The organism is Aeromonas sp. 6P (assembly GCF_051919525.1).
Lineage (GTDB): Bacteria > Pseudomonadota > Gammaproteobacteria > Enterobacterales > Aeromonadaceae > Aeromonas > Aeromonas veronii.
Window position 1 is genome coordinate 1,176,936 of sequence record NZ_JBQBEO010000002.1, and the last position, 25,392, is coordinate 1,202,327.

The 25,392-nt window shown below is 59.3% G+C and carries 20 protein-coding genes, 1 tRNA gene and 3 pseudogenes; 7 read left to right on the top strand and 17 right to left on the bottom strand.

Features of this window, described 5'->3' with window-relative positions; all coding sequences use genetic code 11:
• Window positions 1-101: 101 nt before the first annotated feature.
• The 3 genes from ACTG2J_RS05710 (at window position 102) to ACTG2J_RS05720 (ending at window position 6,841) form a co-directional block, all read left to right on the top strand.
• The gene (locus ACTG2J_RS05710; protein WP_439997271.1) at window positions 102-1,151 is read left to right on the top strand and encodes an efflux RND transporter periplasmic adaptor subunit; all 1,050 of its coding nucleotides are present in this window, start codon (window positions 102-104) and stop codon (window positions 1,149-1,151) included.
• Window positions 1,151-4,267, top strand: a complete 3,117-nt coding sequence (locus tag ACTG2J_RS05715; protein WP_421289256.1) for an efflux RND transporter permease subunit — start codon at window positions 1,151-1,153, stop codon at window positions 4,265-4,267. Before ACTG2J_RS05710 ends, ACTG2J_RS05715 begins: the two co-directional genes overlap by 1 nt.
• 174 nt (window positions 4,268-4,441) lie before the next feature.
• The gene (locus tag ACTG2J_RS05720) at window positions 4,442-6,841 is read left to right on the top strand and encodes a YgiQ family radical SAM protein (protein WP_439997272.1); all 2,400 of its coding nucleotides are present in this window, start codon (window positions 4,442-4,444) and stop codon (window positions 6,839-6,841) included.
• 61 nt (window positions 6,842-6,902) lie between these two features.
• On the opposite strand, the pseudogene ACTG2J_RS05725 reads toward ACTG2J_RS05720, so the two are convergent.
• Together ACTG2J_RS05725 and ACTG2J_RS05730 are read right to left on the bottom strand one after the other, a co-directional pair.
• Window positions 6,903-7,121: pseudogene (locus ACTG2J_RS05725) on the bottom strand (IS4 family transposase); the annotation flags it as partial.
• Window positions 7,122-7,474: 353 nt separating this feature from the next.
• Window positions 7,475-8,182 carry a hypothetical protein gene (locus ACTG2J_RS05730; RefSeq protein ID WP_439988904.1) on the bottom strand — a complete coding sequence of 236 codons (708 nt, stop codon included), beginning with the start codon at window positions 8,180-8,182 and terminating at the stop codon, window positions 7,475-7,477.
• Window positions 8,183-8,303: 121 nt separating this feature from the next.
• Between ACTG2J_RS05730 and ACTG2J_RS05735 the strand changes: the two are divergent.
• Window positions 8,304-8,861 (top strand): annotated as a pseudogene (locus tag ACTG2J_RS05735) (DUF3362 domain-containing protein); the annotation flags it as partial.
• Between the two features lie 3 nt (window positions 8,862-8,864).
• Here the strand turns inward: ACTG2J_RS05735 and ACTG2J_RS05740 are convergent.
• From ACTG2J_RS05740 to ACTG2J_RS05755, 4 genes and pseudogenes are all read right to left on the bottom strand, one after another.
• Window positions 8,865-10,364 (bottom strand): histidine-type phosphatase, encoded by a 1,500-nt coding sequence (locus ACTG2J_RS05740; RefSeq protein WP_439988903.1) that lies wholly within the window; start codon window positions 10,362-10,364, stop codon window positions 8,865-8,867.
• A gap of 214 nt (window positions 10,365-10,578) precedes the next feature.
• A pseudogene (locus tag ACTG2J_RS05745) lies at window positions 10,579-11,006 on the bottom strand (hypothetical protein).
• A gap of 15 nt (window positions 11,007-11,021) precedes the next feature.
• On the bottom strand, window positions 11,022-11,546 hold the full coding sequence (locus ACTG2J_RS05750) for a DinB family protein (protein ID WP_439997273.1): 525 nt from the start codon (window positions 11,544-11,546) through the stop codon (window positions 11,022-11,024).
• 183 nt (window positions 11,547-11,729) lie between these two features.
• The gene (locus ACTG2J_RS05755; protein WP_005347588.1) at window positions 11,730-12,338 is read right to left on the bottom strand and encodes a short chain dehydrogenase; all 609 of its coding nucleotides are present in this window, start codon (window positions 12,336-12,338) and stop codon (window positions 11,730-11,732) included.
• A gap of 105 nt (window positions 12,339-12,443) precedes the next feature.
• On the opposite strand from ACTG2J_RS05755, the gene ACTG2J_RS05760 reads away from it, so the two are divergent.
• Both ACTG2J_RS05760 and ACTG2J_RS05765 read left to right on the top strand, forming a co-directional pair.
• Window positions 12,444-13,289: a LysR family transcriptional regulator gene (locus tag ACTG2J_RS05760; RefSeq protein WP_439997274.1), complete on the top strand. Its 846-nt coding sequence runs from the start codon at window positions 12,444-12,446 to the stop codon at window positions 13,287-13,289.
• 163 nt (window positions 13,290-13,452) lie between these two features.
• Window positions 13,453-14,367: a Gfo/Idh/MocA family protein gene (locus tag ACTG2J_RS05765; protein ID WP_338710238.1), complete on the top strand. Its 915-nt coding sequence runs from the start codon at window positions 13,453-13,455 to the stop codon at window positions 14,365-14,367.
• A gap of 112 nt (window positions 14,368-14,479) precedes the next feature.
• Here ACTG2J_RS05765 and ACTG2J_RS05770 read toward each other — a convergent pair whose 3' ends face one another.
• From ACTG2J_RS05770 to ACTG2J_RS05780, 3 genes are all read right to left on the bottom strand, one after another.
• A complete protein-coding gene (locus tag ACTG2J_RS05770) occupies window positions 14,480-14,830 on the bottom strand; it encodes a TusE/DsrC/DsvC family sulfur relay protein (protein WP_019446869.1) in 351 nt (116 codons plus the stop codon).
• A 24-nt stretch (window positions 14,831-14,854) separates the two neighbouring features.
• Window positions 14,855-17,008, bottom strand: coding sequence for a YccS family putative transporter (gene yccS, locus ACTG2J_RS05775; protein ID WP_439997275.1), 2,154 nt, complete (start codon window positions 17,006-17,008; stop codon window positions 14,855-14,857).
• A 249-nt stretch (window positions 17,009-17,257) separates the two neighbouring features.
• Entirely contained in the window at window positions 17,258-17,914 is a 657-nt protein-coding gene (locus ACTG2J_RS05780; protein ID WP_005338308.1) for a Bax inhibitor-1/YccA family protein, read from the bottom strand.
• Window positions 17,915-18,122: 208 nt separating this feature from the next.
• On the opposite strand from ACTG2J_RS05780, the gene ACTG2J_RS05785 reads away from it, so the two are divergent.
• Window positions 18,123-18,210 (top strand) — tRNA-Ser (locus tag ACTG2J_RS05785).
• 84 nt (window positions 18,211-18,294) lie between these two features.
• On the opposite strand, the gene chbG is transcribed toward ACTG2J_RS05785, so the two are convergent.
• The 8 genes from chbG to ACTG2J_RS05825 all read right to left on the bottom strand — a co-directional run bounded on the left by chbG (window position 18,295) and on the right by ACTG2J_RS05825 (window position 25,019).
• Window positions 18,295-19,059: a chitin disaccharide deacetylase gene (chbG, locus tag ACTG2J_RS05790; RefSeq protein WP_113738889.1), complete on the bottom strand. Its 765-nt coding sequence runs from the start codon at window positions 19,057-19,059 to the stop codon at window positions 18,295-18,297.
• Between the two features lie 53 nt (window positions 19,060-19,112).
• Complete coding sequence (locus tag ACTG2J_RS05795) at window positions 19,113-20,105, bottom strand: family 4 glycosyl hydrolase (RefSeq protein ID WP_439997902.1); 993 nt, start codon at window positions 20,103-20,105, stop codon at window positions 19,113-19,115.
• Window positions 19,994-20,458, bottom strand: coding sequence for a family 4 glycosyl hydrolase (locus tag ACTG2J_RS05800; RefSeq protein WP_439997276.1), 465 nt, complete (start codon window positions 20,456-20,458; stop codon window positions 19,994-19,996). Before ACTG2J_RS05800 ends, ACTG2J_RS05795 begins: the two co-directional genes overlap by 112 nt.
• A gap of 145 nt (window positions 20,459-20,603) precedes the next feature.
• The gene (gene chbR, locus ACTG2J_RS05805; RefSeq protein ID WP_231720413.1) at window positions 20,604-21,431 is read right to left on the bottom strand and encodes a transcriptional regulator ChbR; all 828 of its coding nucleotides are present in this window, start codon (window positions 21,429-21,431) and stop codon (window positions 20,604-20,606) included.
• A 54-nt stretch (window positions 21,432-21,485) separates the two neighbouring features.
• On the bottom strand, window positions 21,486-21,839 hold the full coding sequence (gene chbA, locus ACTG2J_RS05810; RefSeq protein WP_005350025.1) for a PTS N,N'-diacetylchitobiose transporter subunit IIA: 354 nt from the start codon (window positions 21,837-21,839) through the stop codon (window positions 21,486-21,488).
• A 36-nt stretch (window positions 21,840-21,875) separates the two neighbouring features.
• Complete coding sequence (locus ACTG2J_RS05815) at window positions 21,876-23,258, bottom strand: glycoside hydrolase family 1 protein (RefSeq protein WP_005350027.1); 1,383 nt, start codon at window positions 23,256-23,258, stop codon at window positions 21,876-21,878.
• Window positions 23,259-23,326: 68 nt separating this feature from the next.
• Entirely contained in the window at window positions 23,327-24,688 is a 1,362-nt protein-coding gene (gene chbC, locus ACTG2J_RS05820) for a PTS N,N'-diacetylchitobiose transporter subunit IIC (RefSeq protein WP_108541000.1), read from the bottom strand.
• Between the two features lie 10 nt (window positions 24,689-24,698).
• The gene (locus ACTG2J_RS05825; RefSeq protein WP_005350034.1) at window positions 24,699-25,019 is read right to left on the bottom strand and encodes a PTS sugar transporter subunit IIB; all 321 of its coding nucleotides are present in this window, start codon (window positions 25,017-25,019) and stop codon (window positions 24,699-24,701) included.
• Window positions 25,020-25,392 lie beyond the last annotated feature (373 nt).

The following is a 25,392-nucleotide window of genomic DNA, read 5'->3' on the forward strand; positions in this document are numbered from 1 at the left end:
CTCTTGTTACGTTTTGTCACATTTATACATAGTCACGGCATAGTCTGGGGCTAAAATGGCCCCAATCTGGATTTACCCTCTCACTCTTCATGGACTGTTCGATGAAAATGCGTATCTGGCTCGGCTTGGGCCTTCTTCTAATCGTGGTTGCCGGCGTCTGGGCGCTGCGTCACAGCGAACCCGCCGCCAAAGCACCGACGAGACAGGTCAATATCCGCACTCAAACCGTCAAGCAAAGTCTGGCCGAGCCGACCCTCAAGCTGGTGGGCAAGCTGGCGGCCAATCGTTCCGTCATCATCAGCCCCGAAGTGACCGGTCGCATCGTCAAGATTGCGGTGCAATCTGGCCAGAGTGTGGCGAAGGGGGAGACCCTGATCGCGCTGGATGCGGGCAAACAGCAGGCTGAGCTGGCCGAGCAGAGCGCCAGTCTGCGCGACGAGAACCGCAAGCTGAGTGATATGCGCAAGCTGGTGGCCCGTGGCGCCGTGACCCAATCCGAGCTGGAGGGGCAGGAGGCCACCGTGGCCCAGGTGCAGGCACGCCTCGATGCCGCCCGCTACGAGCTCTCCCTGCGTAACTTGCAGGCGCCGTTTGCCGGTACCGTGAGCCTGATTGATTTGAGCGAAGGGGCGCTGGTCAATAGTGGCGATACCCTGCTGCACCTCGATGAACTGGACAAATTGCGCCTCGATCTGGCGGTGCCGGAGCGTTACCTCTCCCTGCTGCGACCGGGCATGGCGGTCACCGCCACCAGTACTGCCTGGCCGGATCAGCAATTCAGCGGCACCCTGACCACCCTCGACAGCCGCATTTCCAACGATACCCAGAACATCAAGGCGCGGGTGATGATCCCCAATGGCAACGGTCAGTTGCGTCCGGGCATGCTGCTCAATGTGGAGCTGGCGCTGCCCGCCCAGCAGCTTACCCTGATCCCCGCCCAGTCGGTGGAGTACGCTGGTGAGCAGCGCTTTGTTTACCGTCTCGAGGCCGATGGCCGGGTCAAGCGGGTGCCTGTGGTGCTCGGCGAGACCGAAGGGGAGACCGTCTGGGTCACCGAGGGGCTGAAGGTCGGCGATCGCATCGTGGTCGAGGGGCTGGTCAATCTGCGTGATGGGGTGCAGGTGCGTGATCTGGCCGAGGTGAACGGCTGATGTGGCTCTCCGATATCTCAGTACGCCGCCCGCTGGTGGCGGTGGTGCTCAGCGCCCTGCTCACCGTGTTTGGTCTGGTCGCCTTCAGCAAATTGACGGTGCGGGAGATGCCCGATGTGCAGATCCCGTCGGTCTCCATCACCACTACCTATGAGGGGGCCGCCCCCTCGGTGATGGAGAGTCAGGTCACCAAGCCCATCGAGGATCAGCTATCCGGCATCAGCGGCATCAAGAACATCAACTCCATGACCCGCAAGGGGCGCTCGATGATCACCGTCGAGTTCAAGCTCGGCTGGAACATGGTGGAGGGGATCTCCGATGTGCGCGATGCCCTATCCCGCGCGCGGCCACGGCTGCCCGATGATGTGGACGAGCCGCTGGTGACCAAGGACAGCGGCAACGGCGATGTGGCGATCTGGCTCAACTTCAGCAGCAGCCAGATGGATCGCACCGCCATGACCGACTACGCCAACCGGGTGCTGGTCGACCCCCTGAGTCTGGTGGACGGCGTGAGCGAAGTGGCGCTCTCCGGCGATCTCACCCAGGTGATGTATGTGCGGCTGCGCCCGGCCGACATGGCCGCCCGTGGTATCACGGTGAGCGATGTGGAAGAGGCCCTCAAGCGGGAGAATATCGAGCTGCCGGGTGGCGAGATCCGCAACAACTCCATGACCATGGCGGTGCAGATCGCCCGTCTCTACCACACAGCGGAAGATTTCCAGCAGCTGCAAGTCACCACAGCCGCCAACGGTCAGAGCGTCTATCTGGCCGATATCGCCGACGTGGAGGTGGGAGCTAAGAACGAAGACAGCGCCTATCAGCGCAACGGCAAAGAGAGTCTGGGTATCGGCATCGTCGCCCAGTCCACCGCCAACCCGCTGGCAGTGGCACAGGGGATCGAGAAGAAACTCGGTGAGATGCAGCGCTTCCTGCCGGAGGGGGCCAAGCTCGAGGTGGATTACGACTCCACCATCTTTATCAAGCAGGCCATCGACGAGGTGTACGAGACCCTGGCCATCTGCGCCGTGCTGGTGGTGGCGGTGCTCTATCTGTTCCTCGGCCAGGGGCGCACCACGCTCATTCCGGCCATTACGGTGCCGGTATCGCTCATCTCCGCCTTTATCGGCGCCTGGTATTTCGGCTTTTCCATCAACCTCATCACCCTGCTGGCCCTTATTCTCGCCATCGGCCTGGTGGTGGATGATGCCATCGTGGTGGTGGAGAACATCCACCACCATCTGCAGCGGGGTGAACCGCCCCTGCTGGCCGCCTGGCACGGCACCCGCGAGGTGGGCTTTGCGGTCATCGCTACCACCGCCGTGCTGGTGATGGTGTTTGTCCCCATCGCCTTTATGGATGGCATGGTGGGGCGGCTCTTTACCGAGTTTGCGATATTGCTCTCCTTGGCGGTGCTCTGCTCCTCGCTGGTGGCGCTGACTCTAACCCCGGCCATGGGCTCCTGGTTGATGCGCCCGCTGGATAAACCGAACCGGCTGACAGCCGGGCTCGATCGCGGGCTCGGCTGGCTGGAGGGGCACTATCGCCACCTGCTGGCATGGGTGCTGCGTCGCTCCCGCTGGACGCCGCTGGTGCTGCTGCTCTGTCTGGGCGGTATCGGTGCCCTCTTTACCCAACTGCCGACCAGCCTTACCCCGACCGAGGATCGCGGCGTCATCTATGTCTTCGTCAAGGGGGCAGAGGGGACCAGCATCGAGCGGATGAAGCGCAACATGCAGCAGGTGGAGTCCGCCATCATGCCGATGCTGGGCAAAGGGGTAGTGCAGGCGCTGAGCTTCAGTACCCCTGCCTTTGGTCGTGGCGGCGATCAGACCGGTATGGTGATTATCCAGCTCACCGACTGGGCGGAGCGCGACGTCACCGCCACCGAGTTCTCCCGCTCGCTGGGTGCCAAGCTATCCGGCATTCCCGATGTGATGATCCGCACCTTCCAGCCCGGCTTCCGGGGTGGCTCCACCGCGCCGGTGCAGTTCGTGCTGCAGGGTAACGACTATGCCGAGCTCTACCAGCAAGGGTTGGCGCTGCAACAGGCAGCGCAGGGCAGCGGCCTGATGCTGAGCCCGGATCTCGACTACGCCGAGAAGACCCCCGAGCTGCAGGTGACCATCAATCGCGACAGCGCCAGCCAGCTCGGCATTCCGGTCTCCACCGTGGCCAACAGCTTGCAGACCCTGCTGGGCGGGGCGAGCAAGACCACCTATGTGGACAGGGGCGAGGAGTATGACGTCTACCTGCGCGGCAACCAGACCGAGTTCAACGGCATCTCGGATCTCGGTCGCATCTACCTGAAGGCGGCCAATGGCGAGATGGTCAGTCTCTCGACTCTGGCCACCGTCAAGCAGGTGGCGACCGCCAACCGCCTCAACCACTACCAGCGGCAAAAAGCGATTACCCTGACTGCCGACGTGCACCCCGACCACACCCTGGGTGAGGCCCTCGATTTCCTCGATGGCTGGGCCAACGCCAACCTGCCCACCGGCATGACGGTGGATTACGCCGGTGATTCCAAGGATTACCGCGACAATCAGGGGGAGATGGTGCTGGTCTTTGGCCTCGCCCTGCTGGTGGTCTATCTGGTGCTGGTGGCCCAGTTCGAGAGCACCCTGACCCCGGCGGTGGTGATGGTGACGGTGCCACTCGGCATCTTCGGCGGCCTGCTTGGCCTTTGGCTGACGGGGCAGGAGATGAGCATCTACAGCCAGATCGGCATGATCATGCTGATTGGCATGGTGACCAAAAACGGCATCCTCATCGTCGAGTTCATCAACCAGCTGCGCCAGCGCGGCGAAGGGTTCGAGGAGGCGATAATCAAAGGCTCGGTGCGCCGCTTGCGCCCCATCCTGATGACCTCGCTGACCGCCATTATCGGCGCTGTGCCGCTGATGCTCTCCATGGGGGCTGGCTACGAGAGCCGGATGGCGGTGGGGACTGTGGTCTTCTTCGGGCTGTCGCTGGCGACCCTGGTTACCCTGCTGGTGGTGCCCGCCATCTACCATCTGATCGCCCGTCACGCTGGCATGACAGGGGCGCGGGATCAGCAGGTAGACGAAGCGCTGGCCGCCAAGGGGGCAGGGGAGTCGCACCCTCCGGCGCTCTGACCTCAATCCTGACGGAGGCCAGTAAATCAGCCTCATCATCACAAGGGCGCCTGCGGGCGCCCTTGCTATTGCGGGCGGCGGCCTATTCCGCGGGATCTATAGGGACAAAAAGCCATCGCTCCCCTTGGCCGCAACCGGTATAATGCGCGACCCGAATTTTTCCAGGTGTTCAAAATGCAGCCGGTACCCAACCTTTTCTCCTATCCCCGCTATTGGGCCGAGTGCTACGGCACGGCGCCCTTCCTGCCCATGTCCAGCAAAGAGATGGACAAGCTCGGTTGGGACAGCTGCGATGTCATTCTGGTGACGGGGGATGCCTACGTGGATCACCCGAGCTTCGGCATGGCGGTGATCGGCCGCATGCTGGAGGCGCAGGGCTTTCGGGTCGGCATCATCGCCCAGCCGGACTGGTCATCGAAGGATGACTTTATGCGTCTGGGCAAACCGAACCTCTTCTTCGGGGTCACCGCGGGCAACATGGACTCCATGATCAACCGCTACACCTCCGACAAAAAGCTGCGCCACGACGACGCCTACACCCCGGGGGATGTGGGCGGCAAGCGGCCGGATCGCGCGACTCTGGTCTATACCCAGCGCTGTAAAGAAGCCTTCAAAGAGGTGCCGGTGGTCATCGGCGGCATCGAGGCTTCCCTGCGCCGCATCGCCCACTACGACTACTGGTCCGAGACCATTCGCCGCTCCATCCTGCTCGATGCCAAGGCCGATATCCTCATCTACGGCAACGCCGAGCGGCCGCTGGTGGAAGTGGCCCACCGCATCGCAGCGGGGGAGACCATCGACACCATGCAGGATATTCGCGGCACCGCCGTCATCCGCAAGGAGCCGCTGCCGGGCTGGAAAGGGGTGGATTCGAGCAAGCTCGACCAGATTGGCCGCATCGATCCCATCATGAACCCCTATATGGAAGGGGCACCCTGCTCGGACGATGCCATTGACGCGGCCCCTGCCGCGCAGGAGGCCCAGCCTGTGCTGGTGCAGCCGCCCAAGCCCAAGCCGTGGGAAAAAACCTATGTGAAGCTGCCGGCGTTCGAGCGCGTGAAAGAGGACAAGGTGCTCTACGCCCACGCCTCGCGCATTCTGCACCACGAGACCAACCCCGGCTGTGCCCGCGCCCTGTCGCAGGCCCACGGCGATCGCATCGTCTGGGTCAACCCGCCCGCCTTCCCGCTGGAAACCGAGGAGATGGACGGCGTATTCGGCCTGCCCTACCAGCGGGTGCCGCACCCGGCCTATGGCAACGAGAAGATCCCGGCGTTCGAGATGATCAAGACCTCGGTCAACATCATGCGCGGCTGCTTTGGCGGCTGCTCTTTCTGCTCTATCACCGAGCACGAAGGGCGCATCATCCAGAGCCGCTCGGAAGAGTCGATCTTGAAAGAGATCGAAGATATCCGCGACAAGGTGCCGGGCTTTACCGGCGTCATCTCGGATCTCGGCGGCCCCACCGCCAACATGTACAAACTGCGCTGCAAGAGCCCCAAGGCCGAGCAGACCTGCCGTCGCGCCTCCTGTGTCTGGCCCACCATCTGCCCGCACATGGACACCGACCACAGCCCGACCATCAACCTCTATCGCAAGGCGCGCGACCTCAAGGGGATCAAGAAGATCCTCATCGCCTCCGGCGTGCGTTACGACATCGCGGTGGAAGATCCCCGCTACATCAAGGAGCTGGCCAAGTACCACGTCGGCGGCTACCTCAAGATCGCGCCAGAACACACCGAGGAGGGGCCGCTCTCCAAGATGATGAAGCCGGGCATGGGCAGCTATTACCAGTTCAAGGAGCTGTTCGACAAATACTCCAAAGAGGCGGGCAAGCAACAGTACCTGATCCCCTACTTTATCTCCGCCCACCCGGGCACCACCGATGAAGACATGATCAATCTGGCGCTCTGGGTCAAAGAGAACCGCTTCAAGCTCGATCAGGTACAGAACTTCTATCCGTCGCCGCTCGCCAACGCCACCACCATGTATTACACGGAGAAAAACCCGTTAAACAAGGTGAGCCGCACCGGTGGCGATGTGTTTGTCGCCAAGGGCGAGCGCCGTCGCCGCCTGCACAAGGCGCTGCTGCGCTACCACGACCCCGCTGGCTGGCCGATGATCCGCGAAGCCCTGCTCGCCATGGGCAAGGGCCACCTGATTGGCAATGGCCCCGGCTGTCTGGTGCCTGCGGAAGGGCGCAACGAGCGTGCCGCCACTGGCAAGGGGATGAAACCGGCCCTGACTCGCCACAGTAACATTGCCCATCAGCGCGGCAATGGCGCAGGCAACAAGGCTGCGGGCCTGAGCAACGGCCAGCACGCCAACAGCAGCGCCAACAAGAGCGGCAAGGGCAATGGCAAGCTGCTGGGCTCCGAGCTCAAGCTGGGGAACGGCAAGCCCGCCGGACAAGGCGCAGGCCAGAATGCCGGTAAGAGTGCAGGCAAGGGCAAACCGGCTGGTAAGGGCAAGGCGCCGACCCGTGCTGGTTCTGCCAAGCCGGGTGCCAAACCCGCTGCTCAAGGCGGCAAGCCTGCGGCTAAAGGTAATGGTGCCAAGCGACCGGCTCGGTAATATTTCCTGATTGGAAAGCGATAGAAAATAAAAAGGCGACCGGAGGAGCAATGCCAGTCAGTCAAGCCTGACTGACATTGTTTTTATTGGCTTTTTGTACCGCATACGTCAGTGGCCATGCCTTCACACTATGGGGGTAACTCCGCGCTCTTCGTTCCCGCAACACAAACTGCCCCGCTTGCTTCTCCAGCTCTGCCACCCGCTTCGGAATACTCCCCGATGACAGGTACGGAATGCAGCTCAGTTCATGGATGAGATAGACCGATGCCATGTGATAACTAGATCTGTACAAACAGGCTTCAGATTTTTACACATCAGGAGGCACTGTAAATGGCTCCTTAACTGATTGGCATTACGACCAGATGGGCATCTTTTTATAATTTTACAGATAGTAATATGGATATCAGCTTGCTTGAGTATTTACAAGCTTAAATAATAACTTTAAGAACTACTATGCTAATCAGTCACATTATAACTGGATGATGGATACTTAAATTTCTTTCCTAAAAATCTAAGAGGATTTATAAATTAAGTGCGTATTAAAGTGGTGTAAAGAAGGCACCGGCTTGAAGCCGGCGTCTGGAGTTAAGGTTATTCAGGAACATGCAAGTTTTTTAGAAAATAGCGTTTTTTCTACCAACATTTTGAAAACAAAGCTCCACTTGCTCGAGATCCTAGCGAACCCCATCTGTTCATTATAAATGCACAAACACTGCTATTGTAAACACCCTCACATGTAAAGTTTAATGACAAAGTATCATTTTTTGCTCTTTCGATGGCAGATCCAGCTCCCTGTGTGTTATCTGCGCTTGATGCTGCCTCCGCTGCAGTATTATCATGTTCAATCGCCTGTTGCTCGAGTGAGATTAAGGCTTCACTTTTTGTATATCCTTGTGACTTGGCGGCTTGAATAGCATCAGATATGGATGAATTTAATATTATATCTCTTACACTATTAAGGTTACTGTCCTGATAGTTAGGTAGCAGTGGAGAAAGAAATGATAAATCTCCATTGCAACTAGCTTTTTGTAAAATACTTGAAGGTAAAGTTATTCTGGTATTTTCTGCACTGGCTGTTAATATCAATGAATGTTCTGATGGATCAGGATCAGACGCTGATGAATTTATGTCTTCTGAGCTGGTATTTTCAGGGAGAGCTTCGTGAATGGCTTCTAATACCATTCCTGATTGGGTCATCGAATCATTATTAGTGTTTATTCCAGTTGTTTGTAAGGTGTCTGCTATTTCTGGCATCATACTACGCAAAAGTTTACCATCATTAGCGGTACATCCAAGTAAGATAATTGATGATGCCAACAAAAAAATAATGTTTTTCTTCATGTTTATTACCTCCGGCTCAAATTACGTGTTTTTTTTGTAAAAACTCCTGTTGCCATCTAATAGTAGAATGATGACGTACAGTTTTCCACCTTAGGGTAAATCTGGGACACCCACCTTTTTGACAATCTATTACACGGAGAAAAACCCATTAAACAAGGTGAGCCGCAGCGGTGGCGATGTGTTTGTCGCCAAAGGCGAGCGCCGTCGCCGCCTGCACAAGGCGCTGCTGCGCTACCACGATCCCGCTGGCTGGCCGATGATCCGCGAAGCCCTGCTCGCCATGGGCAAGGGCCACCTGATTGGCAACGGCCCAGGCTGTCTGGTGCCAGTGGAAGGACGCAATGAACGTGCCGCCAGCGGCAAGGGGCTGAAACCTGCCCTGACTCGCCATAGCCCAATGTCTCAACAAAGAGGCGAACACCAGCGTGGCAATGGTGCAGGCAACAAACCGACGGGCGGCAAGCCGGTGGGTTCCCAACTGCAGAAAGGGGCGGCTAACGGCAAACCGGCCGCACAGGGCGAAGGCAAGAGTGCTGGTAAGGGTAAACCTGTCGGAAAAACCGCCCATAAGGGCAACGCGCCAACCCGCGCCGGCTCTGCCAAGCCGGGTGCCAAACCCGCTGCTCAGGGCGGCAAGCCAACGGCCAAAGGGAGTGGTGCCAAGCGACCGGCGCGCTAAGGGTTAGCCGTTATAGCCGTAGCAGCGCTTGAGCTCCTCGAAGTCGTAGTAGTGGCTGCTGCTCTGGTAGGGTTGGCAGCCCGTCTTAAAGGCGATCTCCTTTTCGTTATAGAGCATCTTGACCAGCACTTGCCGCTGCCCGTTCTGATAGATATCCCACTGAATATTGGCGGTATAGGGGGAGACCCAGCCGCCGCGCCACTCGTTGTTCTGCTGGCTGAACAGCTGATCCGGGCTGGCCCCCTGACGGCTCCCTTCCAGCTTCATCAGGGCTGCGAGGGGGATAATGGCTTCGGCGTGGGCAAAGCGCAGGGTGGCCCGTCGGCTCTGCTCACCCTCCACCACCTGACGCTGCACCTCGCCAAACAGGCCGTCGAGCAGCGGCTGGGCAATGGCGTAGGGGGCGCTCTGGTTGGCAAAGCTCGGCCCCTTCTCGTAGAAATCTTCCGCATCGGAGAGGTAGGAGAACCAGGCAGACTCTTCCGGGGTGAGGAACTGCTCCAGCGCCCAAGGTTCGCTGCCCTGTGCCTGCGCTTCGCGGATCATGCCGGGGCCGATGATAAAGAGGTTGTAGAGCATCAGGGCGGCATCCACTTCGTCGCGCACATAGGTCATGCCGCCATCTTCCGGATTGACGGCGACAAACTCGACGCCGCCCGCCAGATAGTCGACAAAGCCCTTGCTGTAGATACGCTCCAGCATGCTGCGGGCCATCTCTTTGGTTTTGCTCAGGTTTTTAAGCTGATCCAGCGCCCTGGCCAGCTCGGGGGCCGGGGCGATTCCGGCATCTTCGTCGCCGATAAAGCGCTGGTAGCTCTCATAGGCGGGCAGGAAGCGGGCGTAATCCCCCTCGGGCGTGGTCTTGTGGAAGTAAAGCTCGAACTTGTTGACCAGCTTTTTGTCGATTTTCGAGGGGTCATCCTGCGTGAGGTAGCACTGCGCCGAGTCGCTGACATAGCTCACGTCGCGTTTGAGGCTCTCCATAAAGTAGAAGGCGCTTTCGTTGGCCCTGTCCTTGCCCGAGGTGACCACCTTGATGCAGTGGGGTTCGCTGCTGTTGAGCAGGGTCGGCAGCCGCGCCGCCAGCCGGGTGGCGAGATTGGCGTGCTCCTCCTTGCCCAGCGCCGAGAGCAGGCCATAGCCCAGTTTCTGGTTGGCGGCCGTCACCAGATCGACCTTGCCTCCCAGCCCCTGCCCGAGGGTGGTAAGCGCCCCCTGACGCTGCGCCTCTTCCCATACCAGCTTGGTCAGTACGTCATATTTCGGGCTGGAGAGGGAGCGCGAGCCGTGGCGCGCCACCATCTCGGTAAAGACCGGGCTGAACCCCTGAGGCGCTGGCTCGTAGCTCTCCGCCTGCTGCTGCGGGCTGTAGACCGCTTTGGTGCTGTATTGATAGGCGGTTTTGCCCTGGCTGTCGGTAGACGATTCGTTCTCTGACTGGCAGCCGCCAAGCAAGACCAGCGAGACGGCCAAAGCCACATAAGAAGAGCGCGGGAAAGTCATGATGTTCCTTATCTATCCATATGAAAAATAAGTGAAAAACTCTATGACTTGAAAATGACCGCGGGATGTCGGCCAGATGACAGGCTGATGACTTCTGATAAAGCAGTAAGCAAGGGGAGGGGCAGGAGATGGCTATAGGGAAGGCAATAGAGGCTCAACCAACCACTGCGCCGGTCACGGCTGAGTGGTCAGTGAGCGCGTTTGGGATGGGGGCTTATTGTCTTACCTCCTGCCCCTTGGCGTTCTGCAGGGTGTGAAACAGGTAGTGATCGTCCCGACCGTAATAGACGGTAATGGTGTGGCGCTGGGTATAGTCCGCCGCGACCCCAGCTACTGTCATCGGTATCAGGATCAGCTCCCCACGGCGCTTGCCGTGGCCTGACCATTGCCGTCAGCGCGCTTGTGGATCTTGCCGAGCACGGTAAAGCGATCGCACCCTTTGACCTGCGGCGTATCCAGATATTGGCCTTGTGTACAAGGCTGCGGTTCGCCCAACTCGGCACGGATATGTTCTCGGGGTTGTCCCTGTGTCAGGGTCTCGCGAAAGCGCCCCGAATAGTGATCGATGGCGGCAGCGCAGCCACCTAGCAGCAATGGCAGCGCGAGCAGCAGCGGATGAGAAATACATACAAGACGATTCATAAGGGCAAGACTCCGTTATTGCGCCAGTGACGCGCTATCTTGGCCACGTCGCTCCGGCTCGCTGCGATGCAAAAAGGTGGTCAGGGTATCGCGCGGCGGCGTGATGCCACACTGCACCAGAATCCGCCCGATGGCTCCCCTGTGATAGCCGCCATGAGTTACCAGATGGAGCAGCATTTCATCGCGGCTTATCTGCCCCTTGTCACCATCGACAAAGTGAAACGAGAGCGGGGTTGCCCCCTCTTGCGGGCTCAGCGCTGCGACGTAATCCACCAGCCAGTTATCCAGCTTGGTGACTGCGCTGCGCAGGGCGGTGAGGGTCGGTGTCTCCGGCGTATTGGTGGCGGTAAAACCATGGTTTTCCCCCAGCAGATTGGCCTTGAAGATGGCATCGACCACATGGATATGGTTGAAGATCCTGAGGCAGGTGTGGTGGGCCTCGCCATATTGCTGCGCATCGAGCATGGCGATGGCATCCAGCAGCTCGCTATCGGCCCAGCGTTTGTAGTGAAAGAGGGATTGCAGTGTCTTGTTGCTCATCGCGTCCTTGCCTTTGTCGCTTCGTGAAGTGCGGCATGGTAGCCAAAATGGGCTCAATACGAAACCCGTTCTGCTGCTGTTCTGCCCCCCGTCATAGAAAAAGCCCCGAGAGCAGAGCTTTCGGGGAAGAGGAAAAACATCGACAAGGAATTACAAAGGCATTGGGGTCACACCTGAACCGGATCAGGCATCGACATAGAGCACCTGGCCGCTAATAAAGCCATCGACGGAGCGCTCAAATGCCTTGCCGACCAAAGCGCCCGGCACCGGCTGGAAGCCCGGCATCATCTCGCCATATACGTCCCACGCCTCTTCCAGTACGGTCGGGTTGACCACATTGATGCGGATGCCGCGGGGCAGCTCGTGGGCCACGCACTGGACAAAGGTATCGATGGCGCCGCTGGTGGTGGCATCGGCAATGGCCAGCGGGATCGGCTTGATATTGAGGATGCCGGAGATCAGGGTGAAGGAGCCCCCCTGATTGATGTAGTTGAGGCCGATATTGACCAGATTGATCTGCCCCATCAGCTTGCTCTGGATGGTGGTTTGCCACTGCTCGTCGCTCATCTCGCCAAAGGGGGCGTATTCGCAAAATCCTGCGGTATTGACCACCGCATCGAAGGATCCCACGTTTTGGTAGAGCCGCTCGATGGACTCTCTGCTGGTGATATCCACCTGAAAATCACACCCCTCGCCGGAGCGGCTGGCGGTGATCACCTTGTGCTTGCCCAGACCACTGAGGGCGGCTTGCCCCATTTTTCCCTGAGCACCAATCAGAATGACTGTTTTCATCGTTAACCTCGCTTTGCTGGAAGAGCTGCAAGGTTAGAGAGCCACTGATACAATGTAAATCATGGGTGGTTTGTATGTGATACAACTGAAATTGGTGAGGTAAGGGTGGAGAAGATCGATATCAGGCAGATGAGGGTGCTGGTGCTGCTGGTGAGATACAAGAGCGTGTCGCGGGTGGCCGAGCTGCTGGAGATCTCCCAACAGGGGGTGAGCAGCCATTTGAAAAAGCTGCGCGAGCTCTTTCCCGCCGAGCTCTTTATCCGCCAAAGCGCCGGGTTGCAGCCGACCGACTACGCCTGCGAGCTGGCTGACAAGTTCGAGCAGATCCTGGCCGATATCGACGGGGTCTTTGTGGCTGCCCCCTTCGACCCCGCCAGCAGCCAGCGCACTTTCAGGGTGATGGCCAATGAGTATGCCCAGCTTGCCATTATCCCAAGGCTGGCGAGCGCCCTGCGCACTCAGGCGCCCTCCATCCGGCTCGATGTGGTGGACTTTCAGACCGAGCAGCATCTGGACGCACTGGCCAGCGGCGAGGTCGATTTGGTGATTGGTTTTGATGCCTATCTCGACCCGGGGTTGCTGCGTTCCACCCTGCGTCGGGATCACTACTGCTGCGTGCTGCGCCGCGACTCCCGATATCTTCCGGACAACGCCCCGCAGGATCTGGCGGCCATCCCCTTTGTGCAGTTCGCCAACAGCGTCGGCAATTTCGAAGGGCAGATAGCCCGCAGCAGGTTGCCAACGCGGCGGTGGCGACGCTCCCCTGTTATACCTCGCTGCAAGCCTTTATGTCGGTCAATGACGTGGCGGCCTGCATTCCATCGGCCATCGCCGCCCTCGGCGATTTTCGCACCGTGGAGCTGGCCGGGGCGCCGCAGCCGTTCGAGGTGGTGGTCGGCAGACACCGCAAAAGTCAGGGCAATCTCGCCATCGAGTGGCTGGCCGAGGTGATCAAGTCGGTTTGCGATCTTGCCATGCCTAGATAACATCGCCGTTTGCCGAGAGCTGCACACACCAGCCAGTGCGCTAACGGCAGGCTGGATCTGCGGGACAAATCCTGCGATGGTGCGGGCAGTTATCTGCTTGTCCCGTTATCGAGTGAAAAGGAGTTGAGATGCGCATTGCCATGATTGGTCTGGGGGATATCGCCCAAAAAGCCTATCTGCCGCTGCTGGCGAGCGACGAGCGGGTCACCCCGCTGCTCTGCACCCGCAATCCAGCGGTGCTGGAAAAGCTGGCCCGCCAGTATCGGGTCGCCGAGTGCTTTACCGATGTGGCGGCCCTGCTGGCCAGCCGTCCCGACGCTGTGATGATCCACGCCGCTACCGCCGTTCACCGCGAGCTGGCCGAGCAGTGCCTGCGTGCGGGTATCCCCACCTTTGTCGACAAGCCCCTATGCGACAATCTGGCCGAGGCAGAAGCGCTGGCCAACCTCGCCATCGCGCAAGATTGCGCCCTCTTTACCGGCTTTAACCGCCGCTATCTGCCCGCCATGGACGCTGCGCGGGCCCAGCCGCTTACCGAGCTGAACTGGCAGAAACATCGCTTTGCCCTGCCCGGCAAGGCGCGGGATTTTCTGTTCGACGACTTTATCCATGTGCTCGACAGCCTCTGTTTTTATGGTGGCGTGCCGGTCGGCGACTTTCATGCGGTATTGCGCCCCTGTGCGCAGGACAACAGCCTGTTGGCCGGGGTGAGCATCAGCTGGCAAAGTGGCGATCGCGCCATCAGCGGCAGCATGAACCGCAGCGCCGGGATCACCGAGGAGCGCATCGATGCCTACGGCGACAACCTCTCCCTGCACCTTGAGAACTGCACCCGCGGCAGCATCGCCCGCGACAAGCAGGCCGAGATGCTTAGCCCCAACGACTGGCAGCCGGTGCTGGCCCAGCGCGGCTTTGCTGCCATGCTGGAGCACTGGTATCAGCAGATTGAATCGGGCAAGGCAGATGGCGAGCTGATCGACTCCTACCTGCACGGCCACCGGCTGGCGGAGCAGTTGGTGGCGCTGGCTGACAAGCGGGGATAAGGCTGGCTGGAAGCCTGCGATATATGAAGACGAGGTGCACGAAGATAGCGCACCAAAAACAACAGGGGCCGCAGTTGCGGCCCCCCGTTGTTATGGGATGAGATGCATGGGATCAGATGCACTTCACCGGTTTGGGCAGGCCGCCAATCTTGGTTGCCTGCTTGGCTGGCCCTTCCGGGAACAGCTTGTAGAGATAGCGGCTGTTGCCCTTTTCTGGGCCGTACTGCTTCTCCATCGCCTTGACCAGTGCGCGGATGGCGGGGGAGGTGTTGAACTCCAGATAGAAGGCGCGCACAAAGCGCACCACTTCCCAGTGCGGCTCCTCAAGCGTGATCCCCTCCTGCGCCGCCAGCACCAGCGCCAGCTCCTCGCTCCAGTCGTTGCTGTTGAGCAGGTAGCCCTTGGCATCGGTCTCGATGAGTTGGCCGTTGAATTCCAGCTGATGTTTTTCGGACGCAGACATAAGGGCTCCTCGCTTATGGGGCTATCAGGATTGGGCGGGCATGGTAGCGCCTTGATCCCCGGTGAGCAACCGGCTCTCGTTGGCCAGATGCAGCAGCTGATCCGCCAGCTCGCTGATCAGGTTGAGCTGCTGGGTCAGCATCAGCTGCTCCTCGCTGCTGTCCGTGCAAAGAATGGGGCACTGACCTCCGATGGAGCTGGAGGGGTTGCCCGCCAGATGACCGGCGGCCTGCTCCAGGGTGTGGCAGATGTGGTGGCGCACCTCATCCAGCCCGCTGATGGCCTCAAGTTTGTCGCGATGGGCCCCCAGCGCCGAGATGTAGGAGAGCAGGGCGTGGTTGCGCCAGGTGAGGGTAAAGCAGAGATCGAGGAAGCGGCGGCGCTTTTGCGGCTCCACCAGCATGCTCTGCCAGGCGGTGGCCAGTTCGCTGTCCGCCAGATGGGCGCTCTTGCGTGCCACCCGATAGTCGATGGACTCGTCCCGCTGCTGCTTGAGGCTCGCCAGCACCGCCGAGAGGTAGCGGGCGTTGGCCGAGAGCGAGTTGGCGATAAGCGTCGGCAGCCGCTTGTATTGCCAGTCCGGCCAGAGCCAGGCTACCAGCCCGTAGGAGATCAGGCAGCCGAGCAGGGTATCGAGCAACCGCGGCCCCAGAATGGCAAAGCCGATGCCATCGAGCAGGTTGAACGCCATCAGCACGTAAAGGGTGATAAAGCAGACCGCGGCGCTGTAGTTGTTGCGCACCTGGGTGAAGAACAGGAAGGCGGCGAGCCCCATCACTACCAGCTGGATGTGCAGCTCGGGGAACAGCCAGAGCACCGGAATGCCCACCAGAATACCGGCAAAGGTGCCGAGCATCCGCTGCACCAGTCGGCGACGGGTGGCGCTGTAGCTGGGCTGGCAGACAAACAGCACGGTCAGCAGGATCCAGTAGCCCTTATCCATATCAAAGGCTTGCAATATGCCGTAGCCAATCACCAGCCCAAGGGAGAGGCGCAGCGCATGGCGAAACACCATGGAGTGCAAGGTGAGGTGCTGCTTGAGTTGGGTCAGCAGTGGCAGGCGGGGCGGGCGCGCCAGCGCGGGCAGCTCCTGCTCCGGCTGCTCGGGGTTTTGCAGCACTTCGGCGCTGCCCAGCAGCTGGTTGATGCTGGCCAGATTGCGGCGCAGGAACTTCATCGGCGTCAGCAGGGTTTTCGGGTAGTGCTGCTTGAGATTGGTGAACTCCAGCTGATCGCCGAGGGCCTCCAGCGTCCAGTGGATGCGCTTGTTATGGGAGTAGGGCTTGTGCACCAGAATGGCGTAACCGAGCCGCTGGCACGCCTCGGAGAGTTGCAGAAACACCTCCTGAAATCCTTCCAGTACGATGCCCTGCTTGAGCTCTGCTTCCAGCCGGCTGTAGGGGTAGTGGCTGGAGGTGGCGCGCTCGTGAATCTCCAGTGCCAGCAGGTAGAGACGCAGCAGGCTGGCCAGCTCTGGGCTCGCCGGATGGCGGCGACTCAGGCGGGCGTTGAGGGCCGATTTGGTGAGGGTCAGCGCGCTCACCAGATTGATGTTGAGCTGGGCCAGATTGTGGCGAATGGCCTGGGCGCCGTGCTCGTCCGCCGGGAAGAAGCGGGATTTCTCCAGCAGGTAGCGACCAAGGGCGAAGTAGCTCTGGGCCAGCTGCTCGTGCAGGGTCTTGTAGGGGAGCAGCCAGAGCCAGATAAACGAGACCAGCCCGTACCAGAGGGCGCCGGCGCCGAGGGCCAGCGGCTGGTAGAAAAGATCTGGCGCCTTGGCGGCTCCCAGCATGGTGTAGATGGCGATCAGCAGCGAGCCGAAGCTGATGGTGGCGTAGCGGGCACCTAGCGCCCCCACCATCACGAAGATAAAGGTGGAGCTGGCGAGCCCGATGGCAAACAGCCAGGGGGTGGGGTAGAGATACTGGACGCACAGGGACGCGAACATGAAGCAGATGAGCGTCATGGCGAGGTTTTTGAGCCGTCCCCACAGGCTGTCGTCGGTTTCGGCGATGGCGCCCGCCACGACTCCGAGGGAGAGCAGCACGGTGAGCTGGATATTGCCGGTGGCCAGGGTAAAGGCGAGCAGACCGAGAATGGCCAGCAGCACTTTGAGAGCGAAGTAGATGTGACTATCGGTCAGCAGTCGGCGTAACAAACCGGAGAATTCCATGGGCATGCTAGGCACCACCCTTGAGCGAAGCAAAATCGATGTGACTATCAATCAGCAGTCGGCGCAGCAGGCCAGAGAGATCCATCGGCATGAGACAGGTGAAACCCTTGATCGAAACGAGAGCGAGATAGTAACCCGCCAAGCGCGAAGTGGCCCTGATCCAAATCAGGGCCACTTCGCTTCATATCCTTGATTTACAACTTATCCTGACAGAAAGAGGAGCCAATAAAAACCCCGCCGAAGCGGGGTTTCTGATTAGTTGCGGTTGCCGCCAAGCAGGCTCAGCAAGCTCAGGAAGATGTTGTAGATTGAGACATACAGGGTGACGGTGGCGGAGATGTAGTTGGTCTCGCCGCCGCGCACGATCTGCTGGGTAGTCAGCAGGATGGCGCCGGAAGAGAACAGCATGAACATGGCGGACAGGGCCAGGCTCAGGGCGCTCATCTGCAGGAAGATGTTGGCAATCATGGCCACCAGCAGTACCCAGAAACCGACGAACAGCATGCCGCCGATGAAAGAGAGGTCACGCTTGGTGGTCAGGGCATAGGCCGACAGACCGAAGAAGGTGAGCGCGGTGCCGCCAAGGGCGGTCATCACGATCTCGCCACCACCATTGTTCATGTACATGTTGATGATGGGGCCCAGGCTATAGCCCAGCAGACCGGTCAGGGCGAAGGTGAAGACCAGCCCCATGCCGTTGTTGCGATTCTTCTCGGTCAGGAACATCAAACCGTAGACACCGATCAGGAACACGGCCCAGTGCAGCGGCGGCATGTTCATCACGGTAGCGACCCCCGCCACCACGGCAGAGAAGCCCAGAGTGAGGGAGAGCAGCATATAGGTGTTACGCAGTACCTTGTTGGTATCGCGTACGGCACTTTGGGTGCCAGTGTAGATAGAACGGGTATCCATCTTGGGTGTCCTCTTGATGTCCGGGTGAGACGGCGAGCAGCCGCCTCGTGATCGCTGTTTGTTACTGCATGTTTACGCATTGTATGTAGAACAAATAGGGATGACGAGGAACAATTTCAAGCCACCTGCCCTTTTGCTCCCGCACACTATTCCACAGGAAATATGTATTGCATATGAACAAGGGCTTAGCGTAGTATGCACGCCGTTCGGAGGGGTGGCAGAGCGGCTGAATGCACCGGTCTTGAAAACCGGCGATGGGCGACCATCCGTGGGTTCAAATCCCACCTCCTCCGCCATATTCAAAGAGAAAGCCCAAGCGGTCACCCGCTTGGGTTTTTTTGCATCTGCGGTTTTTACCGGTCCACCTGATGGCGTGCTGGCTATTGCCACTCCCGATAGCTGGCGAGGCGGTAGCCGCGCTCGGCGATAAGGGCGGGCAGGGACGGGTCGGTCAGGATTGCCAGTTCGTTGAGGCGGGGCTGGCAGTAGGAGCTGCCTTGCATCTCCAGATCGATAAAGGAGGGGTGGCACATGATCTCGAGCGAATGGGCCCCCTGTTCACTGGCCTCATCGAGCAGTTGCAGCAGGCTGTCTTGGGTCAGCTGCGCGCCGTAGAAGCGGTCGTCGAACCGATCGCAGCTCTGCGGATGGTTGACGGTCAGTCCGTGGCGGGCTATTTCGCCCCGGTCGATGCGAAGGGGCAGGCCATGCGCCTTGGCGAAAGCCTCCACCAGCGGGTAGATAGTCGGCAACATATGAACATGGTGGTGGCTGTCGATATGGGTCGGCCGTTGGCCGAAGATCTCGACAAAGCGCTGATACTGACTCGCCAGCTCGCCGGATATCTCGGCCAGATCCAGCTCTCCCGCCTCGCTCTTGTGCCAGATCCCCTTGTTGAGCTCGCCCTGCTCGTTCACCAGCGAGGTGAGCGGCGTGAGCGGCTTCCCCCAGCTGAGCATAAAGTGCAGCCCGACTGGCAATTCGGGGAAGCGTTCGGCCAGCCAGGCGGCGTGCGCGATAGCGGGGGAGGTGACGATGGCGCTGGTGGAGCTGACGACCCCGTGCTCGAACGCTTCTACGATGCCGTAGTTCTGGGCGCGGCAGAGGCCGAAGTCGTCGGCGTTAATGATCAATCTCTTGCTCATGAGGATTCCCTTGCGGTTAAGCGCCCCGCCAGTTCGGGTGGGGCGTGTTGGCCTCAGGCGAGGGCGTCGATGGCGGCGGCGAAGCTGGGCAGGTGTTCGCGGTGGGCCAGCAGCAGCTCGCGGGCGACGATGCGGGCATCGTTGTCGGAGTGGATCAGCGGGTTGAGGTTCATCGCCAGCAGCAGGTCATCGAAGTCGCCACTGATGGCAGCCTTGGCGGCGGCTATCTCGAAGCTCTTGATGAGGTGCACCAGCCCGTTCACTTTGTCGTCAAAGCGGGTGAGGCGCGGGTGGGGGATGGCACCGTCACGCCCGATAAGGCAGCTCATCTCCACCGTCCAGTCGGCCGGGATATTGGTGACATGGCCCTGATGGGGCACGATGACGTAGTGCTCGCTCTGCTTGTCGTTGTAGATGGCGCTGATCACTTCGCAGGCTGCATCGGAGTAGTAGGCGCCGCCACGCAGCTCCAGCTCCTTGGGCTTTTCGCACAGATCGGGATTCTGGTAGAGCTCGAACAGTTTCTTCTCGACCTGCTGCACCACTTGAGCCCGGGCGCCGCCTTTATAGAACTCGCCCATCTCGATCCCCAGCATCTCTTTCTCCTTGAAGTAGTAACGCAGGTAGGAGCAGGGAAGCAGGCGCAAGCCGCGGATAAAACCGGGTTCGAACGGCAGGTCGAAAATGTTTTTGACCGAGCTGGCGCGGGTCAGGCTGCCATCGGCGACCCCTTCCAGCAGCTCGTCAAAGCGGGATTCGCCGTTGACCAGCACATCGCCGATAAAGACCAGATGGTTGAGGCCGAACAGATCCATGGAGAGGTGATCCTGCTCGGTCAGCTGGAGGGCATCGCGCACAAACATCTGCATGCCGACCGGAATGTTGCACACCCCGATAAAGCGGCGGAAGTTGGTATGACGGCGCACCGCTTCGGTCACCATGCCGGCCGGATTGGTGAAGTTGATAAGCCAAGCATCCGGGCAAAGCGCTTCCACGTCGCGGATGATATCGAAGATAACCGGAATGGTGCGTAACCCTTTAAACAGGCCGCCCGCGCCGTTGGTCTCCTGCCCCAGCATGCCGTGACTGAGCGGGATGCGCTCACCTTCTCCCGCGCCTGCAGCTGGCCGACTCGAAGCTGGGTGGTGACGAAGTGGGCGCCCACCAGTGCCTCGCGGCGATCCAGGGTTTTGTGCAGGGTCATGGGGATGCCTGCCTGACGGATCATCCGCTGGCAGAGGTCGAAGATGATGTTCAGTTTCTCTTCGCCAGCGGGAATATCCACCAGCCACAGCTCGCTGATGGGCAGCTCGGCATAGCGCTTGATGAAACCATCGACCAGCTCGGGGGTGTAGCTGCTGCCGCCGCCAATGGTGACTACCTTGATCTTCTCGCTCATAAATCCCTCTTCATCGATCTTTCTAGGTTTGATGGTGGCCGCTCTGTCTTCATGGTGAGAGGGGCCGCAGCCGCCTGTGGCAGGGGCTGGTCACAATGGATTGGTTCTCTTGAACTGGGTTGTTTAGGTCAGCAACTCGCTGGTCTCAGGCTGAACTTTCGAATTTCGGATAGAGATATTTGCGGTAACTGCCCGGGGTAAACGAGGTGAGCTTCTTGAAGTTTTTGATAAAGAGGCTGACGTCGTTGTAGCCGGTCTCGAAGGCGATATCGGCCACCGAGTTGTTGGTCACCTCCAGCTGCATCTTGGCGTAGTTGATCCGGATCTCGTTGATGATCTGCATCGGCGTCTTGTTGTAGTAACGCCGGGTGGCCCGGGTCAGATACTCCTGGCTCTTGCCACAGAGGGAGACCATGTTGGCCAGCGCATCCTCGGCAAAGAGGGGGCGATCGTGCATCCGCTCCACGGTTTCGTGGAGCCAGAGCGGAAGATCATCGCTGGCGGAGGTCTCCTTGTAGTGACGCAGCCGGTTCATCACCGCGTAGGTCACCACTTCGAGAAATTCGGTCAGCGCCTCTTCCCTAAACCCCGGTGAGACCAGCACCGACTCGATGTAGCTGAGGAACTCGCTCTTGAGCGCATAGGCCTGTGAGGCGACGAAGTGTTCCGGCAGCAGGTATTTGAAGTGCTCGTCAAAATAGGTACGGGTGATCCCAACGTTGAAGATGCGGGTGGTGCCGAACTCGTAGAAGCTTTGATGGCGGGAGCCGAGCGGGATAAACACCACGTCCCCCCGCTCCAGCAGCACCCGCTTGCCGTTGACCTCCTGATAGTAACGACCGGTCAGTACCAGGGTGAACTCGTAGTAGTCGTGCTGGTGCAAACCGGTTCCGCTCACCTGTTTGTTGTAGATGAACATGTGGAATGGTTTGTTGTTAAACAGTTCGGTTTCCCGGATTGTTTTAACGCTCATGAGTCGCTTCCTGATCTGCGGGTCGATGACGGGGCCTCTCGCCCCGTCCAGAGGTTATTGGTTCTGCAGCTTTTCGTGCAGCTCGATCAGCTCGCTGATCAGCTCACGGGCCAGCATGGAGGTCATCAGGTGATCCTGGGCATGGACCAGCACCAGGGTGACCGGGATCTTGCCTTCCCCCTGATCGTCCTCGATCAGCTGGGTCTGCACCAGATGGGCGGCATTGAGCGCCTCGCGGGATTGGGCCATCAGCTGGTGAGCGGCGGCCAGGTCCCCCTCCTTGGCCTTTTTCAGCGCGGTGTAGGCGAGACTGCGGGCCTGCCCGGAGTTGATGATAAGCCCCATTACCACCTCTTCCAGATCGTTGCTGGTGGTGGCCTCTTCAGTGATGTTGTCCAGATCGAACATGTGTCGTTCCTTACGTAAATGCGTTAATTGAAACCGTTAATTAAAACCATGGTTGCGCGCTACCTCGGCAAACCAGTAGCCGCTCTTCTTGATGGTGCGCTGCTGGCTCTCCAGATCGAGGCGGACGAAGCCGTAACGGTTCTTGTAGGCGTTGAGCCACGACCAGTTGTCGATAAAGGTCCACAGGTGATAGCCGCGACAGGCGCTGCCCTCTTCCAGTGCGCGATGCAGCCACTGGAGGTGCTCGCGAATGAACTGGATGCGGTAGTCATCCTCCACCCGTCCCTCGGGACCGATAAAGCGCTCTTCCCCTTCGACCCCCATGCCGTTCTCCGAGATGTAGCAGGGCAGGTTGCCGTAGTTGACTCGCAGGTCGGTGAGGATGTCGTAGATCCCTTTTTCGTAAATCTCCCAGCCGCGGTGGGGGTTCATCTTGCGGCCCGGCATCTCGTAGTAGTCGAACAGATCTTCCGGCGTGCGCGGTACACCCTGCCACGCCACCTCTTTGGCCTTGACCCGGCGCGGCTGGTAGTAGTTGATACCGAGGATATCCACCTTGCCGGCGGCGAGCAGCGCCTTGTCACCCTCTTCGATCTGCGGCAGCAAGTCGTACTGCTCTAGCAGCGCGACCAGCTCGGGGTCGTAGCTCCCCTTCAGGGCCGGATCGAGGAAGCTCTTGTTGAGCAGCAGATCCGCGATGCGGGAGGCGGCGAGATCTGCCGGATCCTGCGAGCGGGGATAGGTCGGGCTCAGGTTGAGGATGATGCCGATCTCGCCATCATGCTGGCAGGCGCGATAGGCCTGCACGGCACCGGCATGGGCCAGCGCGGTGTGGTAGGCGACGGTGGCCGCCCTACCAAAATCGACCACGCAGGGGTAGTGGTAGTGGCCAAGGTAGCCGCACTCGACCGGCACAATCGGCTCGTTGAAGGTGAACCAGTGCTTGATGCGACCGCCAAACAGGTCGAAGCAGCGGGTGGCGTAGCGCACATAGGCGGCCACCACTTCCCGGCTCTCCCAGCCGCCACGCTCCTGCATGCACATCGGCATGTCGAAGTGGTAGAGGTTGATAAGCGGGGTGATCCCCTCGGCCAGCAGCCGGTCAAAGACGGCGTTGTAGAAGCTGACCGCCTCCTGGTTGATTTCGCCCACCCCGTCCGGGATCAGCCGTGACCAGGAGATGGAGGTGCGAAAACTGTTGTGCCCCAGCTGCTTGAGCAGCTTGATGTCGCTCTCGAAGTTGTCATAGAAGGTAGAAGTGTCGGTCGGACCGACCCCGTTGTGGAAACGCTGCGGTTCGATGGAGAACCAGTAGTCAAAGATATTGGCGGATTTGCCGCCGCGGTTGGCGGCGCCTTCCATCTGCGGGGCCGAGCTGGCGCTGCCCCACCAGAAGTTATCCGGAAAACGATACTGCATGGGTTACTTCTCCAGGCTGTTAGGGGAGGAGTTTTGCTCCTCCCTTGCTGTCATTGGAATGGCTGTTATCAGAACTTCAGAGCCAGAGCGATATCCTCTTCGCTCTCCTCTTCTTCATCGATGACGTTCTGCGCTTTGTTGGCAATCAGCACGAAGGGGATATACATCATGGTCGCGACACCCAGGTTGAATATCGCCAGACAGAAGGCGGCCACGCTGCCGTTGGTGTTGAAGAAGGCACCCAGGCCGGTCGGCATGGTCCATGGCGCTATGTTGGTGATGGGCGGGATGATCCCGGCGTAGTAGGCCGCCATAGTGATCCCCATCAGTACCGGGTGCACCAGGATGAAGGGCACCAGCAGGATGGGGTTCATGATGACCGGCAAGCCGAACAGAATGGGCTCGTTGATCTGGAACATGCCGGAGGGCAGACCCAGCTTGGCGACCTGACGGTAGTCATCGCGGCGGGAGACCATAAAGATGGCGATGATGAGGCCCAGCGTGGCACCGGTGCCGCCGAGGAAGACGAAGGAGTCGGTGATCGGCTTGGCCCAGAAGTGGAACTGCTTGCCTGCCTCCAACGCCGCTTCGACCGAACCGTACTGGTTGTAGAGGGCTACGTTTTCCAGGGCGAAGGGGAAAAGTACGCCTGACTCCAGCGCAGTGAGCGCCAGCATGCCGTGTACACCGAAGAACCAGAGGAAGGAGGAGAAGATCACATAGACCCAGCCCACCAGACCCCCCATATTGGCCAGCGGGGTGGAGATACTGTCCATGATCAGCTGGTGGAAGTTGGTGCCGGCATTGTTCAGCAGGTAGGAGATCACCCCCATGATGGAGAGGATGATAAAGCCCGGAATCAAAGCCGAGAAGGAGCGGGAGACAGAAGCTGGAACGCTGTCTGGCAGGGTGATGACCCAGTTGCGACGGACGATAAAGGCGAACATTTCGGCCACGGCGATACCGATCAGCATGCCGGAGATGATGTTGGCTCCGCCCAGCCAGTTGGCGCCGACCGCATAGGCTTCGCCCACGCTGAACGGCGTGACGGTCATAAAGGCTGCAACCGACAGCAAACCGGAGGCCAGGGGGTCGGTCTTGCGCTCTTCGGCCAGTGCCAGACCAATAAAGAAGGGGGCCATCAGGGACATGATCCCCAGGGTGCCGTTATAGACGTTGCCGCCGATACTCTTGAGGCCATCAAGGGTGGCGATGGTGGCGGGATCGATCCGCACGCCGATAGAGTAGAAGAAGGAGCCTTCGCCAAAGCTCAGAAAGACGTTGTTGATGAGAACAAACATGGCCCCGACCAGCGTCAGGGGCATCAGCTTGATAAAACCGTTCTTGATGGCGTTGACATGAGGTTGTTTGCCCAGCTTGACGGCTATGGGCAGTATGACCTTCTCCAACGATGCGATGATGTTGCTCACAGGGGTCTCCTTACTGCGCGAGGCTCTTCTTGATGGAGGCTACCGCTGCCTTCAGTACGCCGAGGCCATCGACCTTGCCGTAGAGCAGGGTGTCGATCACCTCGACCGGCTTGCCCGGCAGTTGCTGCTGGATCTCCGGCAGCATGTAGGCGATTTGCGGGCCCAGCAGCACCAAATCGGCATCCTGTCCCTTCTCGCCAGCCAGGGTCTCCGGATAGGCATCGATCAGCACCGGCACATCATATTTTTCTGCCTGCGCCTTCATCTTTGAAACCAGCAGTGAAGTGGACATCCCGGCAGAGCAAAACAGGTAGATACGCTTCTTTTCCATAACCCTTCCCTCAACGCTTGAAAACCAAATGAACAGATCGGTCGAGATGGTTGCCTGTTGTGTTATCAAGACAAATCAATCATCTCCAGTTGACTTCATTGTATCGGCATCTGGGTTCCATCTGGTATTTCGATGTTTTTATCAATAGTTTCTGGTTGACCTGTTGTTTTGCCGTTGCTCACATTTCTGATGGGTTGGCACAAAGGAAATGAGATTGAATGGGGCGTGAAGAGGATGACTCTCTTTTTTAATCGTTATTTTTCAGCTAGTTATTTTTATGCTTTTGTGGGCGGCTGTAATGTGGCTGGAAAAGATCAATAACGGGTGACAGCTCACATTTATCAAGCGATGCAATCTTATTGATATTTAATTT